Source organism: Microbispora catharanthi, from assembly GCF_006334915.2.
Taxonomy (GTDB): domain Bacteria; phylum Actinomycetota; class Actinomycetes; order Streptosporangiales; family Streptosporangiaceae; genus Microbispora; species Microbispora catharanthi.
In genome coordinates, this window is the sequence record NZ_VDMA02000011.1 from 79,978 (window position 1) to 105,974 (window position 25,997).

Here is a 25,997-nt window from a genome sequence, read left to right on the forward strand (position 1 = left end):
GAGGATGCTCGCCATGAAGTCGCTGCATCGTGCGTGGATCGTCGCCGCCGTCGCCTTCGTCGCGATCATCGGGGCGGCCGGGTTCCGCGCCACGCCGGGCGTGCTGATCACGCCGCTGGAGGACGAGTTCGGCTGGACGAGGGGCACGATCTCGCTCGCGGTCTCGGTGAACCTCATGCTCTACGGGCTGTGCGCGCCGTTCGCGGCGGCGCTCATGGACCGCTTCGGTATGCGCCGCGTCGTCGCCTGCGCCCTGCTGCTGGTGGCGGTCGGCAGCGGCCTGACCGTGTTCATGACCGCGAGCTGGCAGCTCGTCGCGCTGTGGGGCGTCCTGGTCGGGCTCGGCACCGGCTCGATGGCGCTCGTCTTCGCCGCCACGCTGACCGACCGCTGGTTCGTACGGCACCGCGGCCTGGTCACCGGCGTCCTGACGGCCGGCGGCGCGACCGGGCAACTGATCTTCCTACCGGTGCTCGCGCACCTGGCCGAGATGCAGGGCTGGCGGTGGGCCTCGGTCACGGTGGCGGGAGCCGCGCTCGCCGTCGTACCTCTCGTGTGGTTCCTGCTCAGGGACACCCCCGAGGAGATCGGCCTGACCGCGCTGGGCGCGACCGAGCCGGTCGTGCGCACGCCGGCCAAGGGCGCCGCCGCGCGGGCCGTCCGCGTGCTGCGGGACGCCGCCCGCACCCGGCACTTCTGGTATCTCGCCGTCGGCTTCGCCATCTGCGGGGCGAGCACGAACGGCCTGGTCGGCACCCACTTCATCCCGGCCGCCCACGACCACGGCATGCCCGAGACCACCGCCGCCTCGCTGCTCGCCGTGATCGGGGTCTTCGACATCGCCGGCACCGTCTTCTCCGGCTGGCTGAGCGACCGGGTGGACCCCCGGCTCCTGCTCGTCGTCTACTACGGGCTGCGCGGGCTGTCGCTGCTGGTCCTGCCGCAGTTGTTCGCCGCCACGACCGAGCCGAGCATGCTGGTCTTCATCGTCTTCTACGGCCTCGACTGGGTGGCCACCGTGCCGCCGACCGTCGCGCTGTGCCGCAGGATCTTCGGCGCGGACGGCGCGGTGGTGTTCGGCTGGGTCTTCGCCTCCCACCAGGTGGGCGCGGCCGTCGTCGCCACCGTGGCCGGGGTCACCCGCGACCACCTGGGGAACTACGACCTGGCGTGGTACGGCGCGGGCGTGCTGTGCCTGTTCGCCGCGCTCATGTCGTCCCGTATCGTCACGCGTGTCCGGGATCGCCGCGAAGCTGCGATCCTTGTCGGGTGACCGAACGCGTTCTTCCCCTGGTCGTACGCATCGAGCGGGCCGCGCCGCCGCAGCGCACCGACGCGCTGGAGGCGGCGGCGACGGCAGTGGTGCGCCTGCTCGACCGCGCCCAGGACCGTGCCGAGGACGGAGGCGAGTGGCTCGACGAGGTCGCCGAGTGGCAGGACGGCCGGATCAGGAAGGTGGTCAGGCGGGCACGCGGCGCCGAGTGGCGGCGGGCGCTCGCCCTGCCCGGCATCACCGTCACCGTGCGCACGGCCGAGGTGCGGGTGCATCCTCCCGTGCCGCTCGACGACTGGCCGCGTGACCTCGCCCGGCTCCAGGTGTCGGGGACGGATCTCTCCGACGACGCCGCCCCGCAGGAGGCGGGCCCCGACGACGTGGTGCTCTGGATCAACCCCCACCTGGAGATGACGGCGGGCAAGGCGATGGCCCAGGCGGGCCACGGCGCCCAGTTCGCCTGGTGGGGCGCGGACGAGGCGGACAGGGCGGCCTGGCGCGAGCGCGGCTTCGCCGTACGGGTCAGGACGGCCGGCCCGGCCCGGTGGGACGCGCTGGCCGCGAGCGGGCTGCCGGTGGTCAGGGACGCCGGGTTCACCGAGATCGCCCCGGGCTCCGCGACGGTCGTGGCCGACGCGCCGTGGCTGCCGGTCGGCGTTCCCGAAGTGTGATGGGGAAGGCACCCGAAATAACGGGATATGCCGTACGCTCCCGATCGTGTCACCTGGGGACTATGGGACGAAGGCCGTTCCCTCTTATATAGCGGCCGAGGCCGAGACCACTCCGCTACCGAAGATCACGGTCCCTGTGGCGGCGCCACCGGCGAGCTCGTCCAAGGGCTTCGGGGACCTGCCGATGCGGGTGGTCTACCGGGCGATCGCGGTCGCCGCGGGAGTCGTCGTCCTGGGGGCGGGCGCGACCGTCGTGCTGCTGAACCGGGGCGACTCCGCGACCGCCGCGCCGCGGCACTCCGCGGCCGCCGTCCCCTCGGCCGCATCGGCCTCGTTCGCGTCGGGCGCCGCCGCACCGGCCGCGGGCGCGGTGGCCACGCCCGGTCTCAGTCCGCTGTCGAGTCCGCTGTCCAGCACCGGGACGAGCGGGACGCCCAGCGCGGTCGTGAGCGCCGTCTCGAGTCCCGCGGCCAGCACGGACGCGGTCGATCCCGCGCTGGCGGCGGCCCTCAAGGACCCCCGCGTGCCCGCGCTGCCGAAGGACGGCCGCCGGCTCCGCGGCCTGCCCGGCCGGGCGGCCGCCACTCATGGCCTGATCAAGGACCGGCGCTCCGGCGTCGCCCTGCCCCGCTTCACCAAGGCATGGGCGCTGGCCACGCCCGCGCCGTTCGCCTCCCGCCAGCTGCTGCCCAAGGCCAAGGGCGCGTCCTACCGCGGAATGCTGGTCTCCTGCCCCGTGCCGATTCCCGAGCAGAAGACGCTGCGCGACACGGCCTTCCTGGCCGCCAGATGGACGCTCAACCACCACCCGTCGGGCGCGACGATCACCTGGACCGCCTCGCAGCCCGTCAAGGCGGGCAAGCGGAAGGGCTGGCTGCTCGGCTACACGGTGCACTACACGCTCAAGGGCAGGAAGCGGGTCTCCGCCGCGGCGCTGGCCCTCGTGGACGTGCCGGAGAAGAAGCCCGCCGTCGTGTTCGTCACGATCCCCGACAGCCAGAAGAAGCGCTGGCACGACATCAACAAGGTGATGTCCTCCGTCAAGGCGCTCTAGCGCTACAGCGAGGTTTTGCGGGGGCGGTCCTCGCCTACCTGCGGGCTCTTCCCCGGCCACGCGATCCGCATCGGCCGCGAAGCCCGGGCGTCGGCGTTGCGCCAGCGTAGGTAGGCGTGCAGGGCCCGGGTCTGAACGGTGTGGTAGCGCGAGGAACGCGCCCGCATTCGCAGCGAGAAGGGCATCCGCTGGGGCGGACGCCCCCTCTCGGCCCCGGCGTGAGCCTTCGGCTCGTCTGGCCGGTACAGATCACTGAACGCTGTTCGGCGTCCAGCGAAGCGTCATGTCGGGCAGGTTCTCCATGTTGCGATCACCATCGTTGGTGTCGAGGACGGTGAAACCGTGGCTCTCGTAGAACGCGCGGGCATCGGTGTTCTGCTGAAAGACGTGCAGCGACACCCCGTCAGGGCTGTGCCGCCTGACCTCGTCGAGCAGTAGCGTGCCGACTCCCTGCCGGCGGACGTCCGGGCGCAGATAGAGATGTTCGAGCATGTCGCCGTCGAGGGCCGCATAGCCGATGATCTCCGCATCACGCACTGCGACCCAAGTGCGACACAGCTTGAGCAGGACGTCCTGGACCCATCTGGTCACCTGCTCGTGACCGCGCTTCTGCGGGGGCAGGTAGGGCATGGTCGCCGACCGAGAGGTCATGTGGATGCGCGCGATCACGGCTGCATCTGCTTCCTCCGCGAATCGGATCCGAGTCTTGCCGTCATCGGTCACGTCGGGAACCTACAAGCCCAGCAGAGACTCGATCCAGCGGTTAACCCGGTGAACGTCGCCGGTCACAGCACTAGCGTTCGTGGGTGGGGTAGTCGGCCGAGCGGCTCACGTGGGCCCATTTCTCGGTTTCCGCGGCGCGGATCTCGGCGGCTTTCTGGGCGGAGGCGACGGCGTCGCTGCCGAGGAGGAGTCGCCGGGGTGGGTCGTCGCCGCGGACGACGTCGATGATGATCTGGGCGGCGCGGGCCGGGTCGCCGGGCTGGGTGCCGTCGGTGTCGCGTCGGTAGCGGTGGATGGCGCCCACGGTCTGCTCGTAGTCGGGGCCGACGGGGTGGATCTCCATGGAGGAGCCCTGCCAGTCGGTGCGGAAGGCGCCGGGCTCGACGATGATGACCTTGATGTCGAAGGGTGCGACTTCGTTGGCGAGGACTTCGGAGAAGCCTTCGACGGCGAACTTCGCGGTCTGATAGGCGCCCATTCCGGGGGTGCCGCCGACGCGTCCTCCGATGGAGGAGAACTGTACGAAGATTCCTGATCGCTGGGTGCGCAGGACGGGCAGGGCGGCCCGTGTGACGTTCACGACGCCGAAGAGGTTGGTCTCGATCTGAGCGCGGAAGTCGTCTTCGGCCATCTCCTCAATCGGTGCGCTGTTGCCGTAGCCGGCGTTGTTGACGACCACGTCGAGGCTGCCGAAGGTGTCGGTGGCCTGCTTGACCGCCCGGGAGGCCGCGGCGGCGTCGGTGACGTCGAGTGCGACCGCTCGCATCCGGTCGCCGTGGCGGGCCGCCAGGTCGTCGAGTTGCCTGGGGTTGCGTGCGGTGGCGATGACCTGGTCGCCTGCTTCGAGTACGGCTTCGGTGAGGCGGCGTCCGATGCCGCGTGATGCTCCGGTGATGAGCCATGTCTTGGGCATGGATGGTTCCTATGTGCTCGATATTCGGGGAACTGTCTCAGTAATGTAGCACTTGTAGGGTTAACGTTCGCGTCAGTGTGACAGGAGTCTCTCTGTGCTGTGGCCGGCTTCTGGATGCCGTCGGTCAGCGGCCGGGCAGCCGTTCGGTGATCTCCTGGAGGAACCAGCGGTTCCCGTCGGGGTCGGCGAACGAGGCGAAGGAGCCGTAGCTGGCACGCTGCGGGTGCAGGCCCATGACGCGGCCGGTCTCGCCGGTCTGGTGGAAGGCGCCGGTCGCGTCGTGGAACGGGCCGGTGACGTCGACGCCGCGGTCGGCCAGTTCCTCGTGGGCCTGCTCGATGTCGGACACGATCAGGTGCAGTCCCTGGACCGTGCCGGGTCGGGCGTCGGTGAGGCCGTCACCGAAGATGATCGAGCAGGCCGAACCGGGGGGAGTGACCTGAATGATCCGGTAGCCGTCGACGATGGGGAAGTCCGCGTCGAGGCGGAAACCCAGCTGCCGGGTGTAGAAGTCCTTGGCGCGGTCGACGTCGGATACGGGCAGGACGACGACTTCGAGCTTCATGTCCATGGTTGTGATCTTTCTTTCGCGTTGTGGGGCTATCGCGTGGCGCGTGCGGCCTTCTCGATGACGCCGGCCACGGTCTTGGGCTGGGAGACGGCGACGGAGTGAGAGGCGCGTACTTCGATGGAGTGCGCGTGGGCGCGCTTGGCCATGTAGCGCTGGACTTCGGCGGGGATGTTGAGGTCCTGGGTCGTGATGACGGCCCAGGCGGGCTTGTCCTTCCAGGCGGCGGCCTCGGTCTTCTCCTCCAGGGCGGACTGGGCGATGGGCCGCTGGGTGGCGGCCATGAGGGCCGCGGTGCCTGCCGGTACGTCGGCGGCGAACTGGTGGTGGAACTTGCCGGGCTCTTGCGACGCGAAGCCGGGCGTGGCGGCGGCGGTGGTGAGGAGACCGATCGCGACCGTCGACAAGGTGCACAACATCAGCCCCCGGCTACGTACACCCTTGCTGCTGACCACGAGATTCCCCTTTCAGGAAGCTTCAGACGAAGGTGGTGAATCCGGCGCCATCACTGTCGTCCGGAAAGGACCGCGGCCACATCGGTCACTTGACGGTCAGTCACGAGGTGCCGGCCGGACCGTCGTCCAGCAGCGCGACGGCGCTGGTCGGCGGGCTACCCGGCCGTGCGCGTATGTCCCCGAATGCGGCCCGCGGACCTGCGCCGCGGCGTGTGTCGAAGCGCGCCCGGAGCGGCTCGCGGCTGCTGACGGTCAACTGACTGATGTGCCGGGTGCCGGCCGCGAACGACAGTGAGACGCACCCCAACAGCTGACGACCCAGCACTTCAGTGAGAGGAACATCGTGAAACGCCTTGTGATCATCTTCGCGACCGGAGTGGCGGTGGCGTGCCTGCCGGCGGCGGCTTCGGCCGGCCCCGCGAGGTCCGCCACCGTCCCGTTCGCATGCTCGTCCGTCTCCGTGAACGCCCCGGTAGGCACCGCGGTGGAGTCCGTGACGACGGTGAGACGGGAGGGAGGCACCGTGACCATCCCTCCGGTGCCGCCGCTGACCGACGTGGCCGAGATCCCGGACGTGCCGGCCTACTGCGATGTCACGGTCACGCTCACCCATCCGGGCGTCGGCGACCACGCCAAGGTGCGGGTCTGGCTGCCTGAGACGGGCTGGACCGGCCGTTTCCAGGCGCTGGGCGGCAGCGCCTTCGCCGCTGGCGACTACGGCGCGGGCCTGGCCGGTGCGATCAAAAGCGGCTACGCCGCCGCGACCACCGACGCCGGCGTCGGCACCTACCTGGACACCGGCTGGGCCCTGAACGGCGACGGCGAGGTCGACACCGAACTGCTGAACAACTTCGCCGACCGGTCCCAGCACGAGATGGCGGTCGTGGGCAGGCAGGTCGTCGAGGAGGTCTACGGCAGGCCCGTCTCCTACTCGTACTGGAACGGCTGCTCGACCGGTGGCCGTCAGGGCTACATGGAGGCCCAGCGCCACCCTGATGACTTCGACGGCATCCTGGCCACCGCTCCGGCGATCAACTGGGACGAATTCGAGGTCGCGACCCTGTGGCCGCAGGTGGTCATGAACGAGGAGAACACCTTCCCCTCCCCTTGTGAGTTCAACGCTTTCAACGAGGCTGCCGTCAAGGCATGCGACCCGCTCGACGGCGCGCCCGACGGGTTGATCGGCGCCCCCGCCAGGTGCACCTTCGACCCGCGGAAACTCATCGGCAAGAGCGTCGAATGCGACGGCGAACAGGAGACGATCACCGCGGCCGACGCCGCCGTCGTACGCAAGATCTGGGACGGCCCGCGTACCCCGTCCGGTAAGAGGTTGTGGGCCGGAATCCCGATCGGAGCCGGCTTCGACCTCGCCGGCACCCGCATCGACGCGGACGGCAGCCGCGTGGGCGCGCCGTTCCCGGTGCCGGCCACGTGGGTCTCCACGTTCCTGAAGCGCCGGCCCTCCTACGACCTCTCGACGATCACGTACGCCGAGTTCGCCAGGCTGTTCGCGCAGTCCCAGGCCGAGTACGACGCGATCATCGGCACCGACGCCCCCGACCTGTCCGCGTTCCGCAGGTCCGGCGGCAAGCTGCTCACCTGGCACGGCCAGGCCGACCAGCTGATTCCCGCCCAGGGCACCGTGGACTACCGCAGGCGGGTGGAGCTGGCCATGGGAGGAGCGCGCCGGGTCGACCACTTCTACCGGTTGTTCCTGGCGCCGGGCGTCGCCCACTGCGCCGGCGACACGAGCACCGGTCCGAAGCCCACTGACGCCCTCGGCGCGCTGACGGCCTGGGTCGAACAGGGCAAGGCCCCGCAGACGCTGAGCGCCGCCGTCACGGACTCCTCCGGCAAGACGGTGACGCGTGAGTTGTGCCGGTATCCGTCCGTCTCCCGTTACATCGGCCACGGCGACCCGGCCGACGCCCGCAGCTACTCCTGCGCCCTGGTGCGGCACTGACAACCATCCACGTCGGCCTCGCGGGGGCGGGCGGGGTGGCGGAGGTGCTGCACGTGTTCGGTGCCTGGGCCGTCGTCTCCGGCGCGGCGCAGGTGCTGGTCGGGCTGCGGCGGCGCGGCCCGGAGCTGGGCAAGCAGTGGCCGATGTTGATCGCGGGCGGTCTGTCGTTCCTCGTCGGCATCTTCTACAACGTCCAGGCCCTCAGGGGCGACGCCTCACTCGACGTGCTGTCGGTCTACGCCACCGGCGGCGGCGTGTTCTTCATCATCCAGGCCGGACTGCTGGCCTGGCGTGCCCGCCGGCCGCGGACGCAGACCGTCTGACGGCGCGCTAAGCGCCATACGAGGCGAGGCGTGGCCAAGGCACGGCCACGGAAGCAGCGACAGCCTGCCGGATGCATCCGGCAGGCTGTCGCTGTACAGCAGGCGGTGGGCCGTCGTCGCGTTCGTCAGAGGTGGTCCACGTCGACGACGGCCTGGGCGAAGGCCGTGGGCGCTTCCTGCGGCAGGTTGTGGCCGATGCCCTCCAGAGTGCGGTGTTCGTAGGGGCCGGTGAACATGCCGCGGTACGACGAGCCGTCGCCCGGCGGCGGTGTGAAGGGGTCGCGCTCGGCGTCCAGGGTGATGGTCGGCACCTTGATGACCGGCCGGTCGGCGAGCCGCTTCTCCAGACCGTCGTAACGGCGCTCCCCGTCGGCCAGGCTCAGCCGCCACCGGTAGTTGTGGATCACAATGGCGGCGTAGTCGGGGTTGTCGAAGGCCGCGGCCGTGCGCTCGAAGGTGGCGTCGTCGAAGTCCCATGTCGGGGAGACGGTGTCCCAGACGAGCCGGGTCAGGTCGTGGCGCTTGTCCTTGTTCTCCATGGCCTTGCGGCCCCGCTCGGTGGCGAAGTAGTACTGGTACCACCAGGCGTATTCGGCCTTCGGCGGCAGCGGCTCGAGGTTGGCCTCGAGGTTCGTGATGAGGTAGCCGCTCACCGACACCAGGGCCTTGCACCGCCGCGGCCACAGGGCCGCGATGATGTCGGCGGTCCTCGACCCCCAGTCGAAGCCGGCGAGAACGGCCCTGTCGATCTTGAGGGCGTCCATCAGGGCGACGATGTCGAGCGCGATCGCCGACTGCTGGGCGTTGCGGGACGTCTCGGCGGACAGGAACCGCGTCGTGCCGTGACCGCGCAGGTAGGGCACGATCACCCGGTAGCCCTGCGCCGCCAGCAGCGGAGCGACGTCGACGAAGCTGTGGATGTCGTACGGCCAGCCGTGCAGGCAGATGACCACGGGCCCGCGGGCCGGGCCGGCCTCGGCGTAACCGACGTCCAGCAGGCCGGCCTTGACCTGCTTCAGCGAGGCGAAGGACGTGTGCGTGCCGGGCCTGACCGCCGGCAACGTCGGGGCCGCCCCGCGCGGGGTGGCGGAGGCGGCCGGGGACGCCGGTAAGCCCGCCAGCGAGGCGACGGTCGCGCCGGTGGCCAAACCGACGACCTTGCCGAAGGTGCGCCTGTCGATCATGTGGAGTCCTCCGTGTCCTGTAACAGGGAATGCGGCATCGCTTACTGTTTCTGGCAGGGAACCCCGGCACATCAGTCAGATGACGGTGAGAGTTCGCGAACGGCAGCCGTGCCGGCCACGCGAGACATCACCCGAGCACGGTGTCCGGGCAGACCTCGCCGGACCTGAGACGACCTGCGACGCAGGGCGGACGGGAACGTTCAGTCATTCGACTGTTCCGCTCCGGGCGCATCCGGACAATCCTTGGTCAGGCCTGGTCCTGAGCCTTTCCGGAGGATCCGTGAACCCCACTCCCGTCGTCTTCATCCATGGCGTGTGGCTCCACGCGTCGTCGTGGGAATCATGGAACGGGCGCTTCTCCAGTTTCGGGTTCGCCGTCTGCGCGCCGGGCTGGCCTGGGGAACCCGCCACGGTGGGCGAGGCCCGCCGGCGTCCCGAGGCGCTCCGGGAGGTGGGGCTCGACGAACTCACGGATCACTACGCGCGCATCGTCCGCTCCTTCGACACCCCGCCCGTGATCGTCGGCCACTCGGTGGGCGGGCTCATCGCGCAGCACCTCCTCGGCACGAACGCCGGCCGTGCCGCGGTCGCCATCGCCCCCACCCCGGTCGATCACGCGACCGCTCCTGCGCTCGGGGAGCCGTGGCCGGTGTCGATGGACGCCGGGAGGTTCCGGCGGCTGTTCGCCAACGCGGTCACCGAGCAGGAGTCCGCCGAGTTGTTCGAGCGCCACGTCGTCCCCGGGTCACGCCGGCTGCTGGGCGAGCTGGGACATGGCGGCGCCATACGGCACCCGCGGGCGGTCGTCGACCACGGCAACACCCGCCGCGGCCCGCTGCTGCTGATCTCGGGGCAGGAGGACCGGCTGGTGCCCGACCACGTCACCCGGACCGTCTACAAGTCGTACGGCGACTCGACGGCCACCAGCAGCTTCAAGCAGTTCCCGGACCGGGCCCACTCGCTGGTCGTCGACAGCGGCTGGCGGGCGGTCGCCGACTACGTACTGCTCTGGCTCGCCGAGCGAGGGGTGCGGGCCGACCCGTCGGAGTGGTGAAGAAGGGTTCAGGCGTCGCCGGCCTTGCCGAGAGCATCACGCAGTGCGGCACGCGAGGTGATGCCCAGTTTCGGGAAGACGCGGTAGAGATGAGAGCTGACCGTGCGCGGGGACAGGTGCATGCGTTCGCCGATCTCCTTGTTCGTCAGCCCGCTTGCGGCCAGCTCCGCGATGCGGCGTTCCTGCCAGGTCAGCGTGGTCAGGTGCGCCAGCGACGCGCGGGCGGGCGCCCCTGAGGCGCGCAGCTCGGCCTGGGCGCGTACGGCCCAGCCTGCGGCACCGAGCCGTTCGAAGGACTCGGCGGCGCGGGCCAGGACGGGCCGTGCGGCCTTTGGCCCATGGGTGTGCCTGAGCCGGACGCCGTGGGCCAGGCGGATGCGCGCCAGCTCGAACGGGAAGCCGGCTCCGGCAGGGTGGGCCTCGGCTCGGGCGTACATGTCCTCGGCCTCCTTCTCATCGGCGGCCGTCATCGCCAGGGCGCCGTACGTGATGAGGGCCAGGCGGGGGGAGACGGCGGGCAGGCCGGCGTCGGACGCGGCCTGGGCGTGCCGGCGGGCCTGCTCCAGGCGCCCGGTGTGCACGGCGGCCTCGACCAGGTCGAGCAGCGTGCGTGCGGCCTGATGGGCGCAGCGCTCGAACGATCCCGGCGGCGTGATGCCGATGGCGTACAGATAGGCGGCTTCGTAGTCACCCTCGCTCAACGCCGCCGCCGTGCCGATGGCGTCGGCGATCTGGGTCAGGAAGCCCACGCCGCGCGGGCGGGCCCAGGCGTCCAGGACGGCCTGCGACTCCCGGGCCCGCTCGACCTGTCCGCGCATCGCGGCCAGGAGCCCCAGATAGGCGCGGGTGTGATGGGTGAACAGCGCGTTTCCGCGGGACGTGGTCAGCTCCAGCGCACGTTGTCCCGTCCGTTCGGCGTCGTCCCACTCGCCGGCGGCCAGCTGGCCGAGCATGATCAGGTGCAGCATGGTCATGCCGTTGGCCACGGCGCCGGTCTCCACCTCACGGTCGACGGCCCGCTGCAGATAGGGGCGGTACTGGTTCAGCGTGTCCACGTGGTAGGCGGCGACGGCCAGGCGCGAGACGTCCCACGGTTCCAGCTCCGAGACGCCGGTGAAAGCCCGCTCGACGCGCTCGTGCACGCCCGCGCCGTGACGGACGACGTCGCTCCACGCGTCGCGGTAGATCGCCGAGCGCGTGTCGACCCGGTTCCCCAGAGCGTCCATGAGCCGGCCGGTGCGGTCCCACAGCGCGGCGTCGCCCGCGTACTGGCTGACGGCCAGCAGCACGTTCACGAGCCGGGTGAGTTCTTCGGTGGGCTCGTGCACGCCGTCTTTCCGCAGGCTCTCGATCGCCGCCGCGACGTGGCGATGCGCGGAGCGTACGTCGCCGTCTTCGTACAGGGCCACGTAGGCGGAGGTGACGACCGTGGCGGGGGACTCGCTCGCGCCGGGCGGCGAATCCGAGCGGACGAGTTTCTGCGCCTGGTCCAGGAGCGCGGCATGTCCGGCGATGAAGGCGGCGTCGCCGAGCCGCCTGGAGCGGTCGGCGGGGCTCTCGCTCAGCTCCGCCGCGCGGGTCAGCCAGGCCACGGCCGCGACCGCGCCGCCGCGCCGGGTCGCCGAGTCGGCCGCGGCCTCCAACGCGGCCGCCACCTCCTCGTCGGGATCCACGACCGAGACCGCCAGGTGGCGGGCGCGCCGCTCGACGTCGTCGCGATGCACCCGCGCGAGCTCGGCGTGCGCCGCGCGGCGCTGGTTGGGGGTCGCCAGCTGGACGACGGTGGTGCGGACCAGCGGGTGCCGGAAGACGAGGTCGCCGGTGGCGGGGTCGGTGTCCAGGAGGCCCGCCGCGACCGCTTCGTCGGCCCCGCGCATGCGGTAGCGGGCGCCCGGGGCGCGGTTGCCGCCCGGTCCCGCCCCGACACCGTCGAGGGCGCCGCGCAGCAGTTCCTCGCGTACGGGACCGGGCAGCCGTTCGATGCGGACGCCGTAGACGTGCTGCAGACGGCGCGACAGCGGGATGTCGCCGAATCCGAGGCGTTCCTCGGCCGCGCGGCCGGTGTGGCCGCCGTTCAGGTAGGCGGGCAGCTCCAAGAGCGCCAAGGGGTTGCCCATGGCGTGCTCCATGACGATGCGCCGGGTCTGCGTGTCGAGCTGCGGATGGCGCATGTCCAGCAGTTGCCCGGCGGCCTCCTCCGGCAGTGCCGCCACGGGGAGCTCGGGAAGCGCGGCCGTGTCGAACCGCGAGCCGACGTCGGACCGTACGGCGATGAGCATCTTCACGGAACCGCCGGTGAGCCGGCGCCCCACGAACCCGCACACCTCGGCGCTGGAGGCGTCCATCCACTGACCGTCGTCGAGCAACAGCAGAAGCGGTTTCTCCGATGCCGTCAAAGACAACAGGTCGAGGACGGCGATGCCGAGGGACATGACCGACGGCGCCGTGCCCTCGCGCAGCCCGAAGGCGACGTCGAAGACGACACGGCGGCCTTCGCCGAGTTCGGCCGAGCGGGGCAGCAGCGAGTACAGAAGCTGGTGCAGGCCGGCGAAGGGCAGCTCCGCCTCCGCCTCGACCCCGGCGGCCCGGATCACCCGGTGGTTCTCCGCGGACGCGAGGCCGGCCACGTGGTCGAGCAGGGCGCTCTTGCCCACCCCGGTCTCGCCCCTCAGGACGAGGGCCCGCCCCCCGGCGGCCGTCATGAACGCGGACAGTTCCCCTCGGACGTCATCCCGGCCCACCATCGTCGAGACGAGCGACTCCACGCTTCCCTCATTTCCTCAGGTATGGCCGATCATGAGCACGTCATCGGACCGACGCTGTAACTGCCTCATATCTGTAGCACTTGATGGCGTAATGTCTCCCTGATTGTGACATTTAGTTCCGCCATGTGCTACGTGAAGGGATATCTTGGGCGGGTGAGAGCAGACGCGACGCGCAACCTGGAACGCGTCCTGAGCACGGGCGCCCGCATGCTCGCCGACGACCCCTCGGCGACCGTCGCCGCCATCGCGGCCGCGGCAGGAGTGGACCGCCGCACCGTCTACCGCCGCTTCGCCTCCCGCGAAGACCTCATGGCCGCCGTCTACGCAGCGCGCTACGACGCGGTCGAGGAGGTCATCAAGGCCGCCAGGCTGCACGAGGCCCCGGTCGCGGTCGCACTGCATCTCTACGTCGAGGGCATCATCGCCGTCAACCGCAAATGGCCCGTGGAAACGAGCCGGATGCTCCGCGAAGTGACGCTCCGCGAGCGCCGCCGCCGCCTGATCGACGATGTCGACGCCTTCCTGCAGCGCGCGACCGACGAGGGCCTGCTGCGCTCCGATCTGCCGCCCGGCTGGGTGGCCACCGTCCTGCCACCGTTGCTGGAACAGGCCGCCGAGGGGTTGTCCGAGCTGAGCGCCGCGCAGGCCGCCGACGTCGTAGTTGACACGCTACTGCGAGGCGTCGGCGTCCCGCGGGCGCGCTGACCCCGCTCGGTGGTGGCGTGCGGGTCATCCGGACGTGGGGGAGAGGCTCCCGCTCGGTTGCCCGGGCGCCCACGAGGTGAGGATGCGCAGCGCGTCATCCGACGGCGAACCGGACTCGGCCGTGAGGACCATGAGGCGCTGTCCCGAGCCGTCGGGACTGCTCCACGTGTCGCAGTCGAGGGTGAGGTCGCCGACCAGCCGATGCCGGTAGCGCTTGGTGCCGTAGGCGGCGTTGTTGACGCGCTGCTCCGCCCACCAGGTACGGAAGTCGGCGTCCCGCACGGACAACTCGCCGACGAGCCGGGCGAGCTCCGGGTCGCGGGGATCGGCCGCGGATTCCATGCGCAGGGCGGCGACGGCGTCGCGGGCGTCGTGCTCCCACTCCAGGTGCATGCTCCGCATGATCGGGTCGGAGAACAGCAGATAGAGGTAGTTGCGCCGGTCCACCGGGAGCTGCGAGAAGTCGATGTACAAGGCGGCGGCGCAGGCGTTCCACTCGAGGATGTCCAGCCGCTTGCCCAAAACGATGGCGGGGGTCGCGGTGAGCTGGTCGAGCAGGCGCCGCATGGCAGGGCGCACGCGCTGCGGGGGCCGGCGCCGGCGAGGCCGGGCGTCGGTCTTGCCGGCCAGTTGATACAGGTACCGCTGCTGGTCGTCGTCGAGGCGCAGTGCGCGGGCCAGCGTGGCGAGGACAGAAGCGGACGCTCGGACACGGCCCTGCTCCAGCCGCGTGTAGTAGTCGACGCTGATCGCGGCCAGCTGGGCGACCTCCTCACGGCGGAGCCCCGCGACCTTGCGCCGGGAGTCCTGCTCGGGCAGGCCGAGGTCCTGTGGGGCCAGTTGCGCCCGGCGGGCCTTGAGGAAGGCGCCGAGTTCGCCGGGGCCGGATGCGCTGGTCATGTCCTCCATTGTGCGGACCTGCGGTGGCGGGGATGAGGGGCAGGTTTTCTCCCAGGCAAGAACTCGCCACTTTTGCCTGTCCAGGGTCGCGACGACTGTGGACACGTGCCCGGCATCGTGCCGGGCCGGCTGACCACTCGGAGAGTTCCATGGCGAAGATCAACATCACCTTCCACAGCGCCGGCATCCCGCTCGCCGGCCATCTCCACCTTCCCGACACCCCGGTCGAGGGGCCGCGTCCGGCGATCGTCGTCGGACACCCCGGCACCGGTGTGAAGGAGCAGGCCGCCGGCCTCTACGCCCGCCACCTGGCCGACAGGGGGTTCGTCGCGCTCGCCTACGATGCGGCCTTCCAGGGCGAGAGCGGCGGCGAACCGCGCGGACTGGAGGACCCCGCGCAGCGGGTCGAGGACCTCAAGGCCGCCGTCTCCTTCCTGACCAGCCGCGGCGAGGTCGATCCGGACCGCATCGGCGTGCTCGGCATCTGCGCCTCGGGCGGCTACGCCCTCTCGGCCACCGCGGGCGATCGTCGCGTCAAGGCCGTCGCCACCGTCAGCGCCGTCGACGTCGCCCGTCAGTTCCGCCTGGGTGCCGACGGCGCCCAGGACCCGGCCGTGTTCCTCGGCATGCTGGACGCCGCTGCCCACGCCCGCACCGTCGAGGCCCGGGGCGAGGAACCGCCGGTGCTGACCCTCTTCCCTGACACCGTCGAGGAGGCCTACGCGCTCGGCGGAGAGCACGGTGCCGAGGGCTTTGATTACTACCGCACCAAACGTGGCAGGCACCCCCGCTCAGCGGGCTTTCTCACCTGGAACAGCATCGACAGGATGGCGGCCTTCGACGCCTTCGCGCCGATCCCGCTGATCGGGCGCCGGCCGCTGCTCATGATCGTCGGCACCCGCGCCGTCACGTCCTGGATGAGCATCGACGCCTTCCAGCGTGCCACCGGCCCCAAGGAGATCTACTGGATCGACGGCGCCAGCCACGTCGACCTCTATGACAAGAAGAACCACGTGGATCACGCCGTCGAAAGGATCGCCGGGTTCTTCGGCGAGAACCTGAGCCGGACGGCCTAGTCAGCGGGACGAGCGGGGGCGCCGCCACAGGCGGTTGGTCAGGAGCACGGCCACCGCCAGCCCTGCGGTGGTGAGGGCGCCGCCCTCGCCGACCATCCAGGCCGACCTGTCGTGCGCCGCCGTCATCGCCTCGGCCACGAAGTACAGCGACGCGTTCATCGTGGCATGGAGCACCAGGACCGGCCAGATGCTCCGCGTGCGCAGGCGCAGCCACACGAGCGGGAAGGCCAGCGTGACCGTCTGGAGCGTGAACATCAGCAGCGCGTACGGCACCGGCACGCCCTCCTCCACCGCACCCGGCACGAACAGCATCAGGGGGTAGTGGAACGAGGCCCAGGCCACGCCGAGGATCACCGCCGTCGCGGCCGGGCTCCTGCGGGCGCCGAGCCTCGTGACGAGCAGGGAACTCCAGCCGAGCTGCTCGCCGAGCGCCAGGACGACGAACGGCGCCACGCCGGGAACGAGGCCGAGCACCACGCCGAGCGCCGGATGCAGCCCGGTGGACGCGGCGAGGTCGCCCGGATCGAAGCGGGCGGCGCCGGTCAGCCAGGCCGTGCCGTACGCGAGGCCGGTGCCGAGGACGGGCACGGCCCACGCGGCGGCGAGCGTGCGCCAGGGCACCCGGTGGAAACCCCAGTCCACGGCGCGGACACCGCCACCTGCCAGGCATGCGACGAGCGCGGCGAGCGCCGGCATGAAGGCCTGGCTGTAGACGGCGATCTGGGTGCCGATCGGGGCGTCGCCGATCCGGTTGAGGTCGGCGCCCTGTGAGACGGCGAGGGCCACGACGGGCAGCACGAGGGCGGCCAGGGTGACGCCGTATACGGCGAGCCGTGGCTCGCGGGCGACGGGAGCGGCGGCCTCGTCGGGGACGGTGGTTGACGTGTTCGTTCGCATGGGCCGATTCCAGCGCCCCGGCGGTCCCGTCCGCCTGAGGGCCGGGTCCCGTTCCCGTCCCGGCGTCCGGGCCCGAGGGGGTCCCGGGTGGGACGGGACCCTGGTCCCATTCCCTTCGAGTGGGAAATGTCCAATGATGTCCTGATGCGAAGCGGTGCAAGGCCCCAATGGCTCTGGGCGATCCCCGTCCTGTGCGGGGCGGCCGTCGTCGCCGGCATCGCGCTCACCACGGCCGTGCCCGTGCCCGACGGCACCTATCTGGTGCTCGACGCGGTCGTCGGCATGACCTACCCCGCGGTCGGCGTGCTGATCCTGTCACGATGGCCGCGGCACCCCATCGGGCGGCTGTTCTGCCTGAGTGGCGCGGGGCTGGCACTCCAGGCGTTGTCCGGGGGATACGCCGCGTACGCCCAGTCGTACGGGCTGCCCGGCGCCCTGCTCGCCGCGTGGGTGACGAACTGGGTGTTCTTCACCGGTTTCGGGCCGCTCTTGCTGCTGCCGTTGCTGCTGCCCGACGGACGGCTGCCGTCGCCACGGTGGCGGCCGGTGCTGGTCGCGGCCGTCGCCGCGATGGCGGTGCTCCAGGTCATGCTCATGCTCCGCGATCGCGTCTGGGTCTGGGGACACGAGGTGCCCAGCTCCTTCGGGTTCGTTCCCACGGATCCCGTCGCGGAGGTCGCCTTCGGCGTGGTGGTGACCGGGCTGGCCCTGTCGGGGGTCGCGGCGCTGGCCACCCGGGTCACGCGCTCGGACAACAGGCGCCGCCTCCTGCCGGTGTTCGCGGCCGTCGTCGCGGTGGGGCTCTCGGTCGTCGCCGACAACCTGCTGCCGCCCGACCCACCGGTGGGGGTGTGGCTGCAGGCCGCGGCACTGCCGCTGTTCCCCGCGGCCACGGCGGTCTCGATCTTCCGCTACCGGTTGTTCGAGATCGAGGTGCTGATCCGGCGCACCGTCGTGTACGCGCTGGTCACGGTCGTGCTGCTGGGGGCCTACCTGGTCACCGTGGCCACGATCGGCACGCTCCTGCGGACCGGGAGCGGAGTGCTCGAGCCGCTCGCCGCCACCGCCGTCGTGGCGGTGGCCTTCGCGCCCGCACGCGACGCCGCGCAGCGGGCCGTCGGCCGTCTGCTGTTCGGCAACCGGGGCGACCCGGCCGCCGCGCTGTCCCTGCTCGGCCAGCGCCTGGAGTCGTCGGCCGACCCGACGCGGCTGCTCGACCGCGCGGCGGAGACCGTGGCGCACACGCTGCGGCTGCCCGCGGTCGCCGTGCTCGCCGCCGACGGCACGCCGGTCTGCGCCGAGGGCGGTGTCCCCGGCGACGGCGTGCGGCTTCCGCTCGTGGTCGGCGGACGCGTGGAGGGGGAGCTGCGCGCGGCCCCCCGTTCGCCGGGCGAAGCCCTGTCGGCGGCCGACCTGGCCGTGCTCGACGACCTCGCCCGCCAACTCGCGGTCGCCCTCGCCGCCGTGCGTCTCGCCAGGGAGGTGCAGACGTCGCGGGAGCGGCTGGTCATCGCCAGGGAGGAGGAACGGCGCAGGCTCCGCCGTGACCTCCACGACGGTCTCGGGCCCGGCCTGGCCGCCATCGGCGTACGGCTCGACGTTATAGAGGCCACCGCCCCGGACACGTCGCCGGCCATGCGGTCGTCGCTGTCGGAGGTCAGGCAGCTCGTCCAGGGCCTCGTCGGCGACGTGCGGAGGATCGTTCACGACCTGCGCCCGCCGGCACTGGACGAGCTCGGGCTGGCCGGCGCCCTGGAGGACCTGGCCCTGGACACGGAGGAGGCGGTGGAGGCCGGCCCGGCCGTCACGGTCCGGGTGCCGGAGCCGCTGCCCGAGTTGCCCGCCGCCGTCGAGGTGGCGGCCTACCGCATCGCCCAGGAGGCCCTGGCCAACGCCCTGCGTCACGCGCGGGCCCGGACCATCGAGATCGTCGCCCGGATCGAGCGGGACGGACTGGTCCTGCGCGTCCGCGACGACGGCAGGGGACTGCCCGAGCCGCTCGTCGAGGGCGTGGGATCGGGCAGCATGAGAGAGCGCGCCGCGGAACTCGGCGGCGTGTTGCGCAGGACGTCCGCCTCAGGGGCGGGCACGACGGTGGAGGCGGTGCTGCCGCTGTGATCGACCCCAAGGCCGACCCCAAGGCCGACCCCAAGGCCGACCCCAAGGCCGACCCTGAGGCCGATTCCACGGCCGATTCCACGGCCGATCCCGAGGCCGCCGCGCCGGTGCGCGTCCTGCTGGTCGACGACCACCCGCTGCTGCGGCACGGCCTGCGGGCGCTGCTCGAACAGGTCGGCGGCGCCCAGGTGGTGGGTGAGGCGGGAGACGGCGAGGAGGCCGTCGCCCTCGCCCTGTCGCTGCGGCCCGACGTGGTCGTGATGGACCTGGTGATGCCGGGCACCTCGGGGATCGAGGCCACCCGCCGGTTGATCGACCGCGATCCCGGCCTCGGCGTGCTCGTGCTGACGATGAGCGAGGACGACGCGTCGGTGTTCGCCGCGCTGCGGGCGGGCGCGCGCGGCTACGTCCTCAAGGGCACGGGCGGGGCGGAGTTCATCGCCGCCGTCCGGGCCGTCGCCCGGGGCGAGGCCGTGTACGGCCCCGCGGTGGCCCGGCGCATCCGCAGGTTCCTGGCGCCGGGCCCGGACGTCACGCCGTTCCCCGAGCTGACCGCCAGGGAGCGGGAGATCCTCGACCTGCTCGCGTCAGGCAAGTCGAACGCGGAGATCGCCCGCGCCCTGTTTCTCAGCCAGAAGACCGTGAAGAACCACCTGACGTCCGTCTTCGCCAAGCTCCAAGTGGCCGACCGGGCGCAGGCCGTGGTGCGCGCCCGCCGCGCCGGCCTCGGCGAGTGAGCCGTGGGACGACCGGGCTCAGCGCTCGGCGAGGACGATCACGGAGTCACCGGCAGCGAACGTCATGGTCCGTGACCGGTCTGGGTTGAGCGTGATGCCGTAGTGGGGCGGGTTCCCCGACTTCGCCGCCAGGCGGTAACCGATCGCGGTCTCGCCTCGCCGCAGGGCCGACTCCACGATCGTGCGGAAGGCGACGGGCCCGCCGGTCGTCACGTAGTTCTCCACGGGCCGGGGATAGACCTCCGAGCCCGCGGAGTCGAAGAGGTAGCCGAAGACCTCGGCGAGGTGCGGGTTCTCGGCGAGCTGCGCGAGCAGCAGGCCGATGACGGTGTCGCTGATCACGATGTCGTCGGCCTCGGTGACCTCGGCGAGCGCCCGGTTGTTCTCGTCGTGCATCTCGCTCACGATCGAGTACTTCTCCCCGAGGGTCGCCTGCATGTCGCGCAGTTGCAGCAGCGTCATCAGCGTCCGGTTGTCGGCGTGGCGGGGATCGTACCGGTCGTCGGAGAGCACGATGACGTGCTGGTAGACGCCGACGCCGAGGGACTCCAGGGCGTACCTGTCGGTGCCGTCGCACTCCTTTACGTTCACCGTCAGGTTGCGCAGGTCCGCCAGGCCGGCGCCGGCGCCGGGGTGGTCGCCTGCGACGTCGAGCACCGATCCGGGGGTCACGTAGCCGTCCAGGTAGCGGATGATCCGCGCGGCCCGGCCGTTCCAGCCGAGCATCAGGGTCCGCTCGGGGGCCGCCGCCGGGGCCGTCGCGGGGACGATGTGCCGTTCCTCCGCGGGAGCCGTTCCGTTCGCCAGGCGGATGAGCGAGTCGTCCTGGGCGAGCACGACGATCTCGTCGGACGTCCCGATCACCGTGTCCGGCGGCGGGTTGAGCACCACACCGCCGGGTGTGCGCAGGCCGAGGACGGTCGCGGTCGCGTACGCGTCGAGGGCCTGGCCGTACGACCTGCCGGCGAGGGAGGGATCGCGGCGCAGGTAGATCTCACCGCCGTCGAAGTTCAGCAGATCCATGCAGACGACGGACACGCCGGACTGCCGGGACGACTGCACGATCAGCCGCGCGGCGATGTCGTCGCTGTCGACCAGGTGGACGCCGGGCCCTCCGGCCAGCCGGGCGGCGGCCATGTTGCGCGAGGAGGCGATGGCGGCGACCACCGGAGGATGCTCCCCCGCCCGCTTGGCCAGCGCGAGCAGGGTCTTGATGACGTGCGCGTCCGGGTCTTCCTTCTCGGGGGACAGCACCACGATCGTCCGCGCGGTGCTCAGGCTCAACAGGTCGAGGTCGGTCGGCTCGGTGGGCCGGCCGGTGCGGCACACCAGGCGCGTCCTGCCCGTGTCGCCCACCCGGGCCCGGATGGCGTCCTCCATGGCCGGCTTGTCCCTGTCGGCCAGGATCGCGATGACCGAGCCGTGCTGGCTGGCGTGCGCCTTCGTGAGTTCGGAGACGATCGTGTAGAGCTGCTCGGACCAGCCGAGGATGACGGTGTGGCCGCTCTCGATGACGCGGGAGCGGCCCTTGCGCAGCTCCTCGATCTTGCCGCGCAGACCGGCGGAGAGCACGCCCACGAGGATGCTGACGATGAAGATGCCGCCGAGGGACGCGCCCAGCATGATCGCGAGAAAGGGCGCGGTGCCGGCGTCTCCGGCGATCTTGCCCGGGCTGAGGGCGTGCATGAGCGACAGCCACAGCACCCCGGGCCAGCCGTCGTGCCGGAGCGCCTCGTCGGGGGTGAGCCACACCGTCAGCGCGCTGACCACCACGATGAGCACCAGCGACACCAGGGCCAGCCAGCCGATGAGGGCGGCCGTGCCCCTGGACATGGTGTTGTCGAACCAGTAGCGCGCACGCTCTTTGACCGTGGCTTTTGACACCGGCATCCCCCGCACGTGATCGGTAAACGTCAGACATAGTAGAAGCGACTAGGCTTCACCGTGTGACGGAACTGGTGCTCGCCTCGGCCTCGCCCGCCCGCCTCGGTGTGCTGAGGGCGGCCGGGCTCGATCCCAAGGTGATCGTCAGCGGCGTCGACGAGGACGCGATCACGGCCGGCACCCCCGGGGAGCTGTGCCTGAAGCTGGCCGTGGCCAAGGCGGACGCCGTCTCCCGGACGCTCGGCGACGGAATCGTGATCGGCTGCGACTCTGTGCTCGAACTCGACGGCGTCGCGTACGGCAAGCCGGGAACGCCGGAGAACGCGAAGGACCGCTGGCACATGATGCGGGGCAGGACCGGCAGGCTGCTGACCGGGCACTGCGTGGTCGACGTGTCCGCGGGCCGAAGGGTGTCGGAGGTGGCGGCGACCGTGGTGCGGTTCGGCACGCCGTCCGACAGGGAGATCGAGGCGTACGTCGCCAGCGGGGAGCCGCTGCGCGTGGCGGGGGCGTTCACGCTCGACGGCCTGGGCGGCTGGTTCGTGGAGGGCATCGAGGGCGACCACGGCAATGTGCTCGGCATCTCGCTGCCCCTGCTTCGCCGCCTTTTCGCCGATCTGGGCGTGCCTGTGACGACCTTGTGGCGCTAGCCTGCCCGCCATGAGTGGCATCGGGCGGCCCGCCGGACGGCGCGGCGTCGGCGGTCTCGCCGAGGGAATCGGTTTCTGCTTCCGGGGTCTCGGGTGGGTCTCCCGGCATCCCCGCTGGTGGGTGTTCGGGCTGATCCCGGCCCTGATCGCCCTGGTGCTCTACGCCCTGGCGCTGGTCTGGCTGGGCACGCACGCGACCGACGTGGCGGCCTGGGCGACGCCGTTCGCGGACGACTGGGGATGGCGCGACGGGTTCCGCACGCTGGTCGGCGTGATGATCTTCGTGGCGGGTCTCGCGCTCGCCGTGCTGACGTTCACCGCCGTCACGCTCGTGATCGGCGACCCGTTCTACGAGAAGCTGTCGGAGCGGGTCGAGGAGGACCTCGGCGGGCTTCCCGGCGGCGGTGACCTGCCCTTCTGGTCGTCCCTGTTCCGGTCGATCCGCGACAGCCTCGTCACGCTCTGGTGGGTCCTGCTGTTCTCCGTGCCGTTGTTCGTGCTCGGCTTCGTGCCGGTCGTCGGGCAGACCGTGGTGCCCGTGGTGGGGGCGTTCGTCTCCGGATTCTTCCTCACGGTCGAACTGACCGCCCTGGCGATGGAACGCCGGGGTCTGCGGCGCAAGGAGCGCTTCGCCCTGCTCCGGTCGAACCTGTCCGTCTCGCTCGGGTTCGGCGTGCCGCTCTTCCTCGCGTTCCTGGTGCCGCTCGTCAGCGTCGTCGCGATGCCCGGCGCGGTCGCCGGCGCCGCCATGCTCGTCCGCATGCGGCTGGCGCCGGCGCCCGCACCGAAAGATCAGGCGCAGGGAGATCAGGCATCAGGAGGCCAGGCGCCGGGAGGTCAGGCCAGGGACACGAGACCGGCGTAACCGGCGTTCCACATGTCCTCGACCCCGTCGGGCAGCAGCAGGACGCGGTCGGGACGGAGCGCCTCCACAGCCTTCTCGTCGTGGGTGACCATCACGACGGCGCCCTGATAGGAGGCCACCGCCGCCAGCACCTCGTCTCGTGACGCCGGGTCGAGGTTGTTGGTGGGCTCGTCGAGCAGCAGCACGTTGGCCTGCGAGCTGACCAGGGTGGCGAGCGCCAGACGGGTCTTCTCGCCGCCGGACAGCACGCCCGCGGGCTTGCCCGCGTCGTCCCCCGCGAACAGGAACGAGCCGAGGATCCGGCGCACCTCGCCGTCGCCCAGGTGCGGCGCGGCGGCGGCGAGGTTCTGGGCGACGGTGCGCGCCGGGTCGAGCGTGTCGTGCTCCTGCGCGAAGTAGCCCAGCCGCAGACCGGGCCCGTGCACCACGCGGCCCGAGTCGGGGCGTTCCCGCCCGGCCAGGATCCGCAGCAGCGTGGTCTTGCCCGCGCCGTTGAGACCGAGCACGACGAGCCGGCTGCCCCGGTCCACGGCCAGGTCCACGCCGGTCAGCACCCGCAGGTCGCCGTACGCCTTGGTCAGGCTGATCGCGCCGAGCGGGGTGCGTCCGCTGGGGGCGGGCTCGGGCAGCCGGATGCGCGCGACCTTCTCGGCGCGGCGGACCGGCTCCACCGCGGCCAGCATGCGGTCGGCGCGGCGCGCCATCTCCTTGGCCCGTACGGCCGTGGACTTCCCGGCGCGCATCCTGTCGGCTTGGGCGTGCAGCGCGGCGGCCTTGCGTTCCGCGACCGCCCGCTGCCGGGCGCGTCCGCGCTCGGCGGCGTCGCGGTCGGCCAGATAGGTGCGCCAGCCGGTGTTGTGCACCTCCAGCGCGGCGCGGTCGGCGTCGAGGCGCCAGATCCTGTTCACGGTGTCGTCGAGCAGCGCGGTGTCGTGGCTGATCAGGACCAGCCCGCCGGTGCGGCTCGCGAGGAACGACCGCAGCCAGGACACGGAGTCGGCGTCCAGGTGGTTGGTGGGCTCGTCGAGCAGCAGCGTGCCCTGCCCGGCGAACAGGATGCGGGCGAGTTCGACGCGGCGGCGCTGCCCGCCGGACAGGGTGCCGACCGGCTGGGTCATGACCCGGTCGGGCAGGCCGAGCCCGGCGGCGATGCGGGCGGCATCGGCCTGCGCGGCATATCCGCCGCGGGCCTCGAACTCCGCCTCGGCCCGGACGTACCGCCGCATCGCCCGCTCCTGCTCGGCGGGGTCGGCCATGGCCGCCTCGGCGGCGCGCAGCGCGCGCTCGGCCTCGTCGAGGCCGCGGGCCGACAGGATGCGGGCGGCGACGGAGAGGGACGGATCGGCCGCCGAGGGATCCTGCGGGAGATAGCCGACCTCGCCGGTCCGGGTGATGGTGCCCGCGGCCGGCTGCAGTTCGCCGGCCAGGGTCTTCAGCAGGGTGGTCTTGCCCGCGCCGTTGCGGCCGACCAGGCCGACGCGGTCGCCGGGGGCGACGTGGGCGGTGACGTCCGACAGCAGGAGACGGGCGCCGACGCGCACGTCGACACCACGAAGGGTGATCATTTGTTGACGCTCCGGAGAAGCTCAAGGACACACGGGTGGCGTGGAAGCGGGTGTCCGAGCTAAGAGATCCGGGGCAGAGACATGGCGCCGAGTGTAGGCCGAGCGCCCGGCCCGGTGCCAACGGTTTTCCGGCTGTCGGGTTGTCCACAGGGGGACGGCTGTCCCCAGAACGCGCTTCGGCCGTCTTGGCGGCGCGGCCGTCCGGCGAGGCTTGCGGCCATGACGATCCCGAAGCTCGTGCTCTCCTCGCCGGCGGACATCCTCGCCGCCGTGCCCTACCTCGTCGGGTTCCACCCCACCGACAGCCTCGTCGTGGCCGGCGTCGCCGGCCCGGAGGTGCGGCTGACGACGCGCTGGGACCTGCCGGTCGCCTCCGGGGACCTCGACCGGCTGGTCGCGCTGCTACACCGCGAGGCGGTGACCGCCGTCTTCGTCGTCGGATACGGCCCCGGCGCTCTGGTGACCCCCGCCGTCGACACGGTGACCCGGCTGCTGCACGCCGGAGGCATCCGGGTGGCCGAGAGCCTCCGGGCCGAAGGCGGGCGCTACTGGTCCTACTCCTGCGGCAGCGCGAGCTGCTGTCCCGCGGAGGGCACGCCGTACGACACCGAGCGCAGCCACGTCGCCGCCGAGGCCGTGATGCACGGGCTGGTCGCCCTGCCCGACCGGGGCAGTCTGCGGCGCTCGGTCCAGCGGTGCGGCGGAGCGGCGATGCGGCAGGCCACCTCCCGCGTCCTGGCCGATCTGCGGGCGATGCCCGAGTCCGGGGAGCCGGTCGCGGACGAACTGGCCGCGCGGTTCGTGGCCGAGGGGCTGGCGCGGGTGCGCAGAGCCATCGGCCTGTACGACTCGGGAGGCCGGCTGGACGACGAGGGCGCCGCCCGGCTCGGGCTCGACCTCGCCGTGGTCAGGGTGCGGGACGAGGCGTGGGCGCTGATCGACGACCGTGACGCGCACGTCGCGCTGTGGCGCGACCTCACCCGCCGGCTGGAGACGGGCCACGTCGCGCCCGCGGCCTCACTGCTGGCGGCCGCCGCCTGGCATCGGGGAGAGTGCGCGCTGGCCGGGATGGCGCTGGAGCGGGCGCTCGCCGCCGACCCCGGCTATTCGATGGCGCACCTTCTCCGGCAGGCACTGACGCACATGATGTCCCCCGCCATGCTCCGCGACCGCATGCCGACACCGGAGGAACTCGACGACGAGATGGGCCCTCCCCGGGCGATCTGGCTCGCGCCGCTGCGCGCACTGCTGGCCCGCGACCTGCCCGGTCCGGCCTCCGCGTCCTCCCCGGGCGGCCGTCAGACCGGGTCGCCGCCCTGAGCCTGTCGGCGGCGCTCGTTGTAGGCCCGCATCCGGCCGGGATAACCGGTGAGCTGCACGTCGTACACCGGGAGGGCGAGATCTCTGGCGACCTTGGCGATCACCGCGGGAGCTCCGACACGGCGACGGGTCCACTCTCCGTCGTGGGCCACGGCCACCGCGGTGGTGTCGGTCGCGAAGGTCTCGGGTTCGACGTAGAACTCGACTCCACGCCGGGTCTTGGCGAACTCGATGAGGGCTTCGATGTCGGCGTCGGTCGCCTCGCGGTCGAATTTGGCCACGCGGGCACCCCGGCGCCGCCGGAGCCCGTAGCGATCTCGCCATCTCATAGTGC

Annotated in this window: 24 protein-coding genes; 13 read left to right on the forward strand and 11 right to left on the reverse strand. The window is 71.8% G+C overall.

Annotated elements, in window-relative coordinates:
- Positions 1 to 4: 4 nt before the first annotated feature.
- Genes FH610_RS21275 through FH610_RS21285 form a run of 3 tightly spaced genes read left to right on the forward strand, consistent with a single transcriptional unit; the run spans position 5 to position 2,998 of the window.
- The gene (locus FH610_RS21275) at positions 5 to 1,273 is read left to right on the forward strand and encodes an MFS transporter (protein WP_139576280.1); all 1,269 of its coding nucleotides are present in this window, start codon (positions 5 to 7) and stop codon (positions 1,271 to 1,273) included.
- Entirely contained in the window at positions 1,270 to 1,944 is a 675-nt protein-coding gene (locus FH610_RS21280; protein ID WP_205825944.1) for a peptidyl-tRNA hydrolase, read from the forward strand. The genes FH610_RS21275 and FH610_RS21280 overlap by 4 nt, the downstream gene beginning before the upstream one ends.
- Before the next feature lie 46 nt (positions 1,945 to 1,990).
- Entirely contained in the window at positions 1,991 to 2,998 is a 1,008-nt protein-coding gene (locus tag FH610_RS21285) for a hypothetical protein (protein ID WP_139576282.1), read from the forward strand.
- 249 nt (positions 2,999 to 3,247) lie between these two features.
- Here FH610_RS21285 and FH610_RS21295 read toward each other — a convergent pair whose 3' ends face one another.
- From FH610_RS21295 to FH610_RS21310, 4 genes are all read right to left on the reverse strand, one after another.
- Complete coding sequence (locus FH610_RS21295; protein ID WP_139576283.1) at positions 3,248 to 3,721, reverse strand: GNAT family N-acetyltransferase; 474 nt, start codon at positions 3,719 to 3,721, stop codon at positions 3,248 to 3,250.
- 70 nt (positions 3,722 to 3,791) lie between these two features.
- On the reverse strand, positions 3,792 to 4,634 hold the full coding sequence (locus FH610_RS21300; RefSeq protein WP_139576284.1) for an oxidoreductase: 843 nt from the start codon (positions 4,632 to 4,634) through the stop codon (positions 3,792 to 3,794).
- Positions 4,635 to 4,758: 124 nt separating this feature from the next.
- On the reverse strand, positions 4,759 to 5,199 hold the full coding sequence (locus FH610_RS21305) for a VOC family protein (protein ID WP_240809103.1): 441 nt from the start codon (positions 5,197 to 5,199) through the stop codon (positions 4,759 to 4,761).
- 35 nt (positions 5,200 to 5,234) lie between these two features.
- Positions 5,235 to 5,609: an alpha/beta fold hydrolase gene (locus FH610_RS21310; RefSeq protein ID WP_205825945.1), complete on the reverse strand. Its 375-nt coding sequence runs from the start codon at positions 5,607 to 5,609 to the stop codon at positions 5,235 to 5,237.
- A gap of 571 nt (positions 5,610 to 6,180) precedes the next feature.
- Between FH610_RS21310 and FH610_RS21315 the strand changes: the two genes are divergently transcribed.
- Positions 6,181 to 7,620: a tannase/feruloyl esterase family alpha/beta hydrolase gene (locus FH610_RS21315; RefSeq protein WP_205825946.1), complete on the forward strand. Its 1,440-nt coding sequence runs from the start codon at positions 6,181 to 6,183 to the stop codon at positions 7,618 to 7,620.
- A 35-nt stretch (positions 7,621 to 7,655) separates the two neighbouring features.
- Positions 7,656 to 7,943 carry a DUF308 domain-containing protein gene (locus FH610_RS21320; RefSeq protein WP_205825947.1) on the forward strand — a complete coding sequence of 96 codons (288 nt, stop codon included), beginning with the start codon at positions 7,656 to 7,658 and terminating at the stop codon, positions 7,941 to 7,943.
- Between the two features lie 125 nt (positions 7,944 to 8,068).
- On the opposite strand, the gene FH610_RS21325 is transcribed toward FH610_RS21320, so the two are convergent.
- Positions 8,069 to 9,127, reverse strand: a complete 1,059-nt coding sequence (locus tag FH610_RS21325; RefSeq protein WP_139576287.1) for an alpha/beta fold hydrolase — start codon at positions 9,125 to 9,127, stop codon at positions 8,069 to 8,071.
- Between the two features lie 280 nt (positions 9,128 to 9,407).
- On the opposite strand from FH610_RS21325, the gene FH610_RS21330 reads away from it, so the two are divergent.
- Positions 9,408 to 10,181 carry an alpha/beta hydrolase gene (locus FH610_RS21330; RefSeq protein ID WP_139576288.1) on the forward strand — a complete coding sequence of 258 codons (774 nt, stop codon included), beginning with the start codon at positions 9,408 to 9,410 and terminating at the stop codon, positions 10,179 to 10,181.
- An 8-nt stretch (positions 10,182 to 10,189) separates the two neighbouring features.
- Here the strand turns inward: FH610_RS21330 and FH610_RS21335 are convergent, their stop codons facing one another.
- Positions 10,190 to 12,946 (reverse strand): helix-turn-helix transcriptional regulator, encoded by a 2,757-nt coding sequence (locus FH610_RS21335; RefSeq protein WP_139576289.1) that lies wholly within the window; start codon positions 12,944 to 12,946, stop codon positions 10,190 to 10,192.
- A 153-nt stretch (positions 12,947 to 13,099) separates the two neighbouring features.
- Here FH610_RS21335 and FH610_RS21340 point away from each other — a divergent pair, with 153 nt between their 5' ends.
- Positions 13,100 to 13,651 carry a TetR/AcrR family transcriptional regulator gene (locus FH610_RS21340; RefSeq protein ID WP_139576290.1) on the forward strand — a complete coding sequence of 184 codons (552 nt, stop codon included), beginning with the start codon at positions 13,100 to 13,102 and terminating at the stop codon, positions 13,649 to 13,651.
- A 24-nt stretch (positions 13,652 to 13,675) separates the two neighbouring features.
- Here FH610_RS21340 and FH610_RS21345 read toward each other — a convergent pair whose 3' ends face one another.
- Positions 13,676 to 14,551, reverse strand: coding sequence for a helix-turn-helix domain-containing protein (locus FH610_RS21345; RefSeq protein ID WP_139576291.1), 876 nt, complete (start codon positions 14,549 to 14,551; stop codon positions 13,676 to 13,678).
- Positions 14,552 to 14,700: 149 nt separating this feature from the next.
- On the opposite strand from FH610_RS21345, the gene FH610_RS21350 reads away from it, so the two are divergent.
- Positions 14,701 to 15,627, forward strand: coding sequence for an alpha/beta hydrolase (locus tag FH610_RS21350; RefSeq protein ID WP_139576292.1), 927 nt, complete (start codon positions 14,701 to 14,703; stop codon positions 15,625 to 15,627).
- Here FH610_RS21350 and FH610_RS21355 read toward each other — a convergent pair whose 3' ends face one another.
- Positions 15,628 to 16,524 (reverse strand): CPBP family intramembrane glutamic endopeptidase, encoded by an 897-nt coding sequence (locus tag FH610_RS21355; RefSeq protein ID WP_139576293.1) that lies wholly within the window; start codon positions 16,522 to 16,524, stop codon positions 15,628 to 15,630.
- 144 nt (positions 16,525 to 16,668) lie between these two features.
- On the opposite strand from FH610_RS21355, the gene FH610_RS21360 reads away from it, so the two are divergent.
- Together FH610_RS21360 and FH610_RS21370 are read left to right on the forward strand one after the other, a co-directional pair.
- A complete protein-coding gene (locus tag FH610_RS21360) occupies positions 16,669 to 18,642 on the forward strand; it encodes a sensor histidine kinase (RefSeq protein WP_161628044.1) in 1,974 nt (657 codons plus the stop codon).
- Between the two features lie 107 nt (positions 18,643 to 18,749).
- Positions 18,750 to 19,379 (forward strand): response regulator transcription factor, encoded by a 630-nt coding sequence (locus FH610_RS21370; RefSeq protein ID WP_139576437.1) that lies wholly within the window; start codon positions 18,750 to 18,752, stop codon positions 19,377 to 19,379.
- Between the two features lie 18 nt (positions 19,380 to 19,397).
- Here the strand turns inward: FH610_RS21370 and FH610_RS21375 are convergent, their stop codons facing one another.
- The gene (locus FH610_RS21375) at positions 19,398 to 21,263 is read right to left on the reverse strand and encodes a CASTOR/POLLUX-related putative ion channel (RefSeq protein ID WP_139576295.1); all 1,866 of its coding nucleotides are present in this window, start codon (positions 21,261 to 21,263) and stop codon (positions 19,398 to 19,400) included.
- 62 nt (positions 21,264 to 21,325) lie between these two features.
- Between FH610_RS21375 and FH610_RS21380 the strand changes: the two genes are divergently transcribed.
- Positions 21,326 to 21,913 (forward strand): Maf family protein, encoded by a 588-nt coding sequence (locus tag FH610_RS21380; protein WP_139576296.1) that lies wholly within the window; start codon positions 21,326 to 21,328, stop codon positions 21,911 to 21,913.
- A 10-nt stretch (positions 21,914 to 21,923) separates the two neighbouring features.
- Positions 21,924 to 22,778, forward strand: coding sequence for an EI24 domain-containing protein (locus FH610_RS21385; RefSeq protein WP_139576297.1), 855 nt, complete (start codon positions 21,924 to 21,926; stop codon positions 22,776 to 22,778).
- On the opposite strand, the gene FH610_RS21390 is transcribed toward FH610_RS21385, so the two are convergent.
- The gene (locus tag FH610_RS21390; RefSeq protein WP_139576298.1) at positions 22,751 to 24,343 is read right to left on the reverse strand and encodes an ABC-F family ATP-binding cassette domain-containing protein; all 1,593 of its coding nucleotides are present in this window, start codon (positions 24,341 to 24,343) and stop codon (positions 22,751 to 22,753) included. The genes FH610_RS21385 and FH610_RS21390 overlap by 28 nt on opposite strands.
- Positions 24,344 to 24,562: 219 nt before the next feature.
- Here FH610_RS21390 and FH610_RS21395 point away from each other — a divergent pair, with 219 nt between their 5' ends.
- Positions 24,563 to 25,663: a DUF4192 domain-containing protein gene (locus FH610_RS21395; protein WP_139576299.1), complete on the forward strand. Its 1,101-nt coding sequence runs from the start codon at positions 24,563 to 24,565 to the stop codon at positions 25,661 to 25,663.
- Here the strand turns inward: FH610_RS21395 and FH610_RS21400 are convergent.
- Positions 25,642 to 25,992, reverse strand: coding sequence for a hypothetical protein (locus tag FH610_RS21400; protein WP_139576300.1), 351 nt, complete (start codon positions 25,990 to 25,992; stop codon positions 25,642 to 25,644). The two genes, FH610_RS21395 and FH610_RS21400, sit on opposite strands and share 22 nt — an antisense overlap.
- Positions 25,993 to 25,997: the final 5 nt, after the last annotated feature.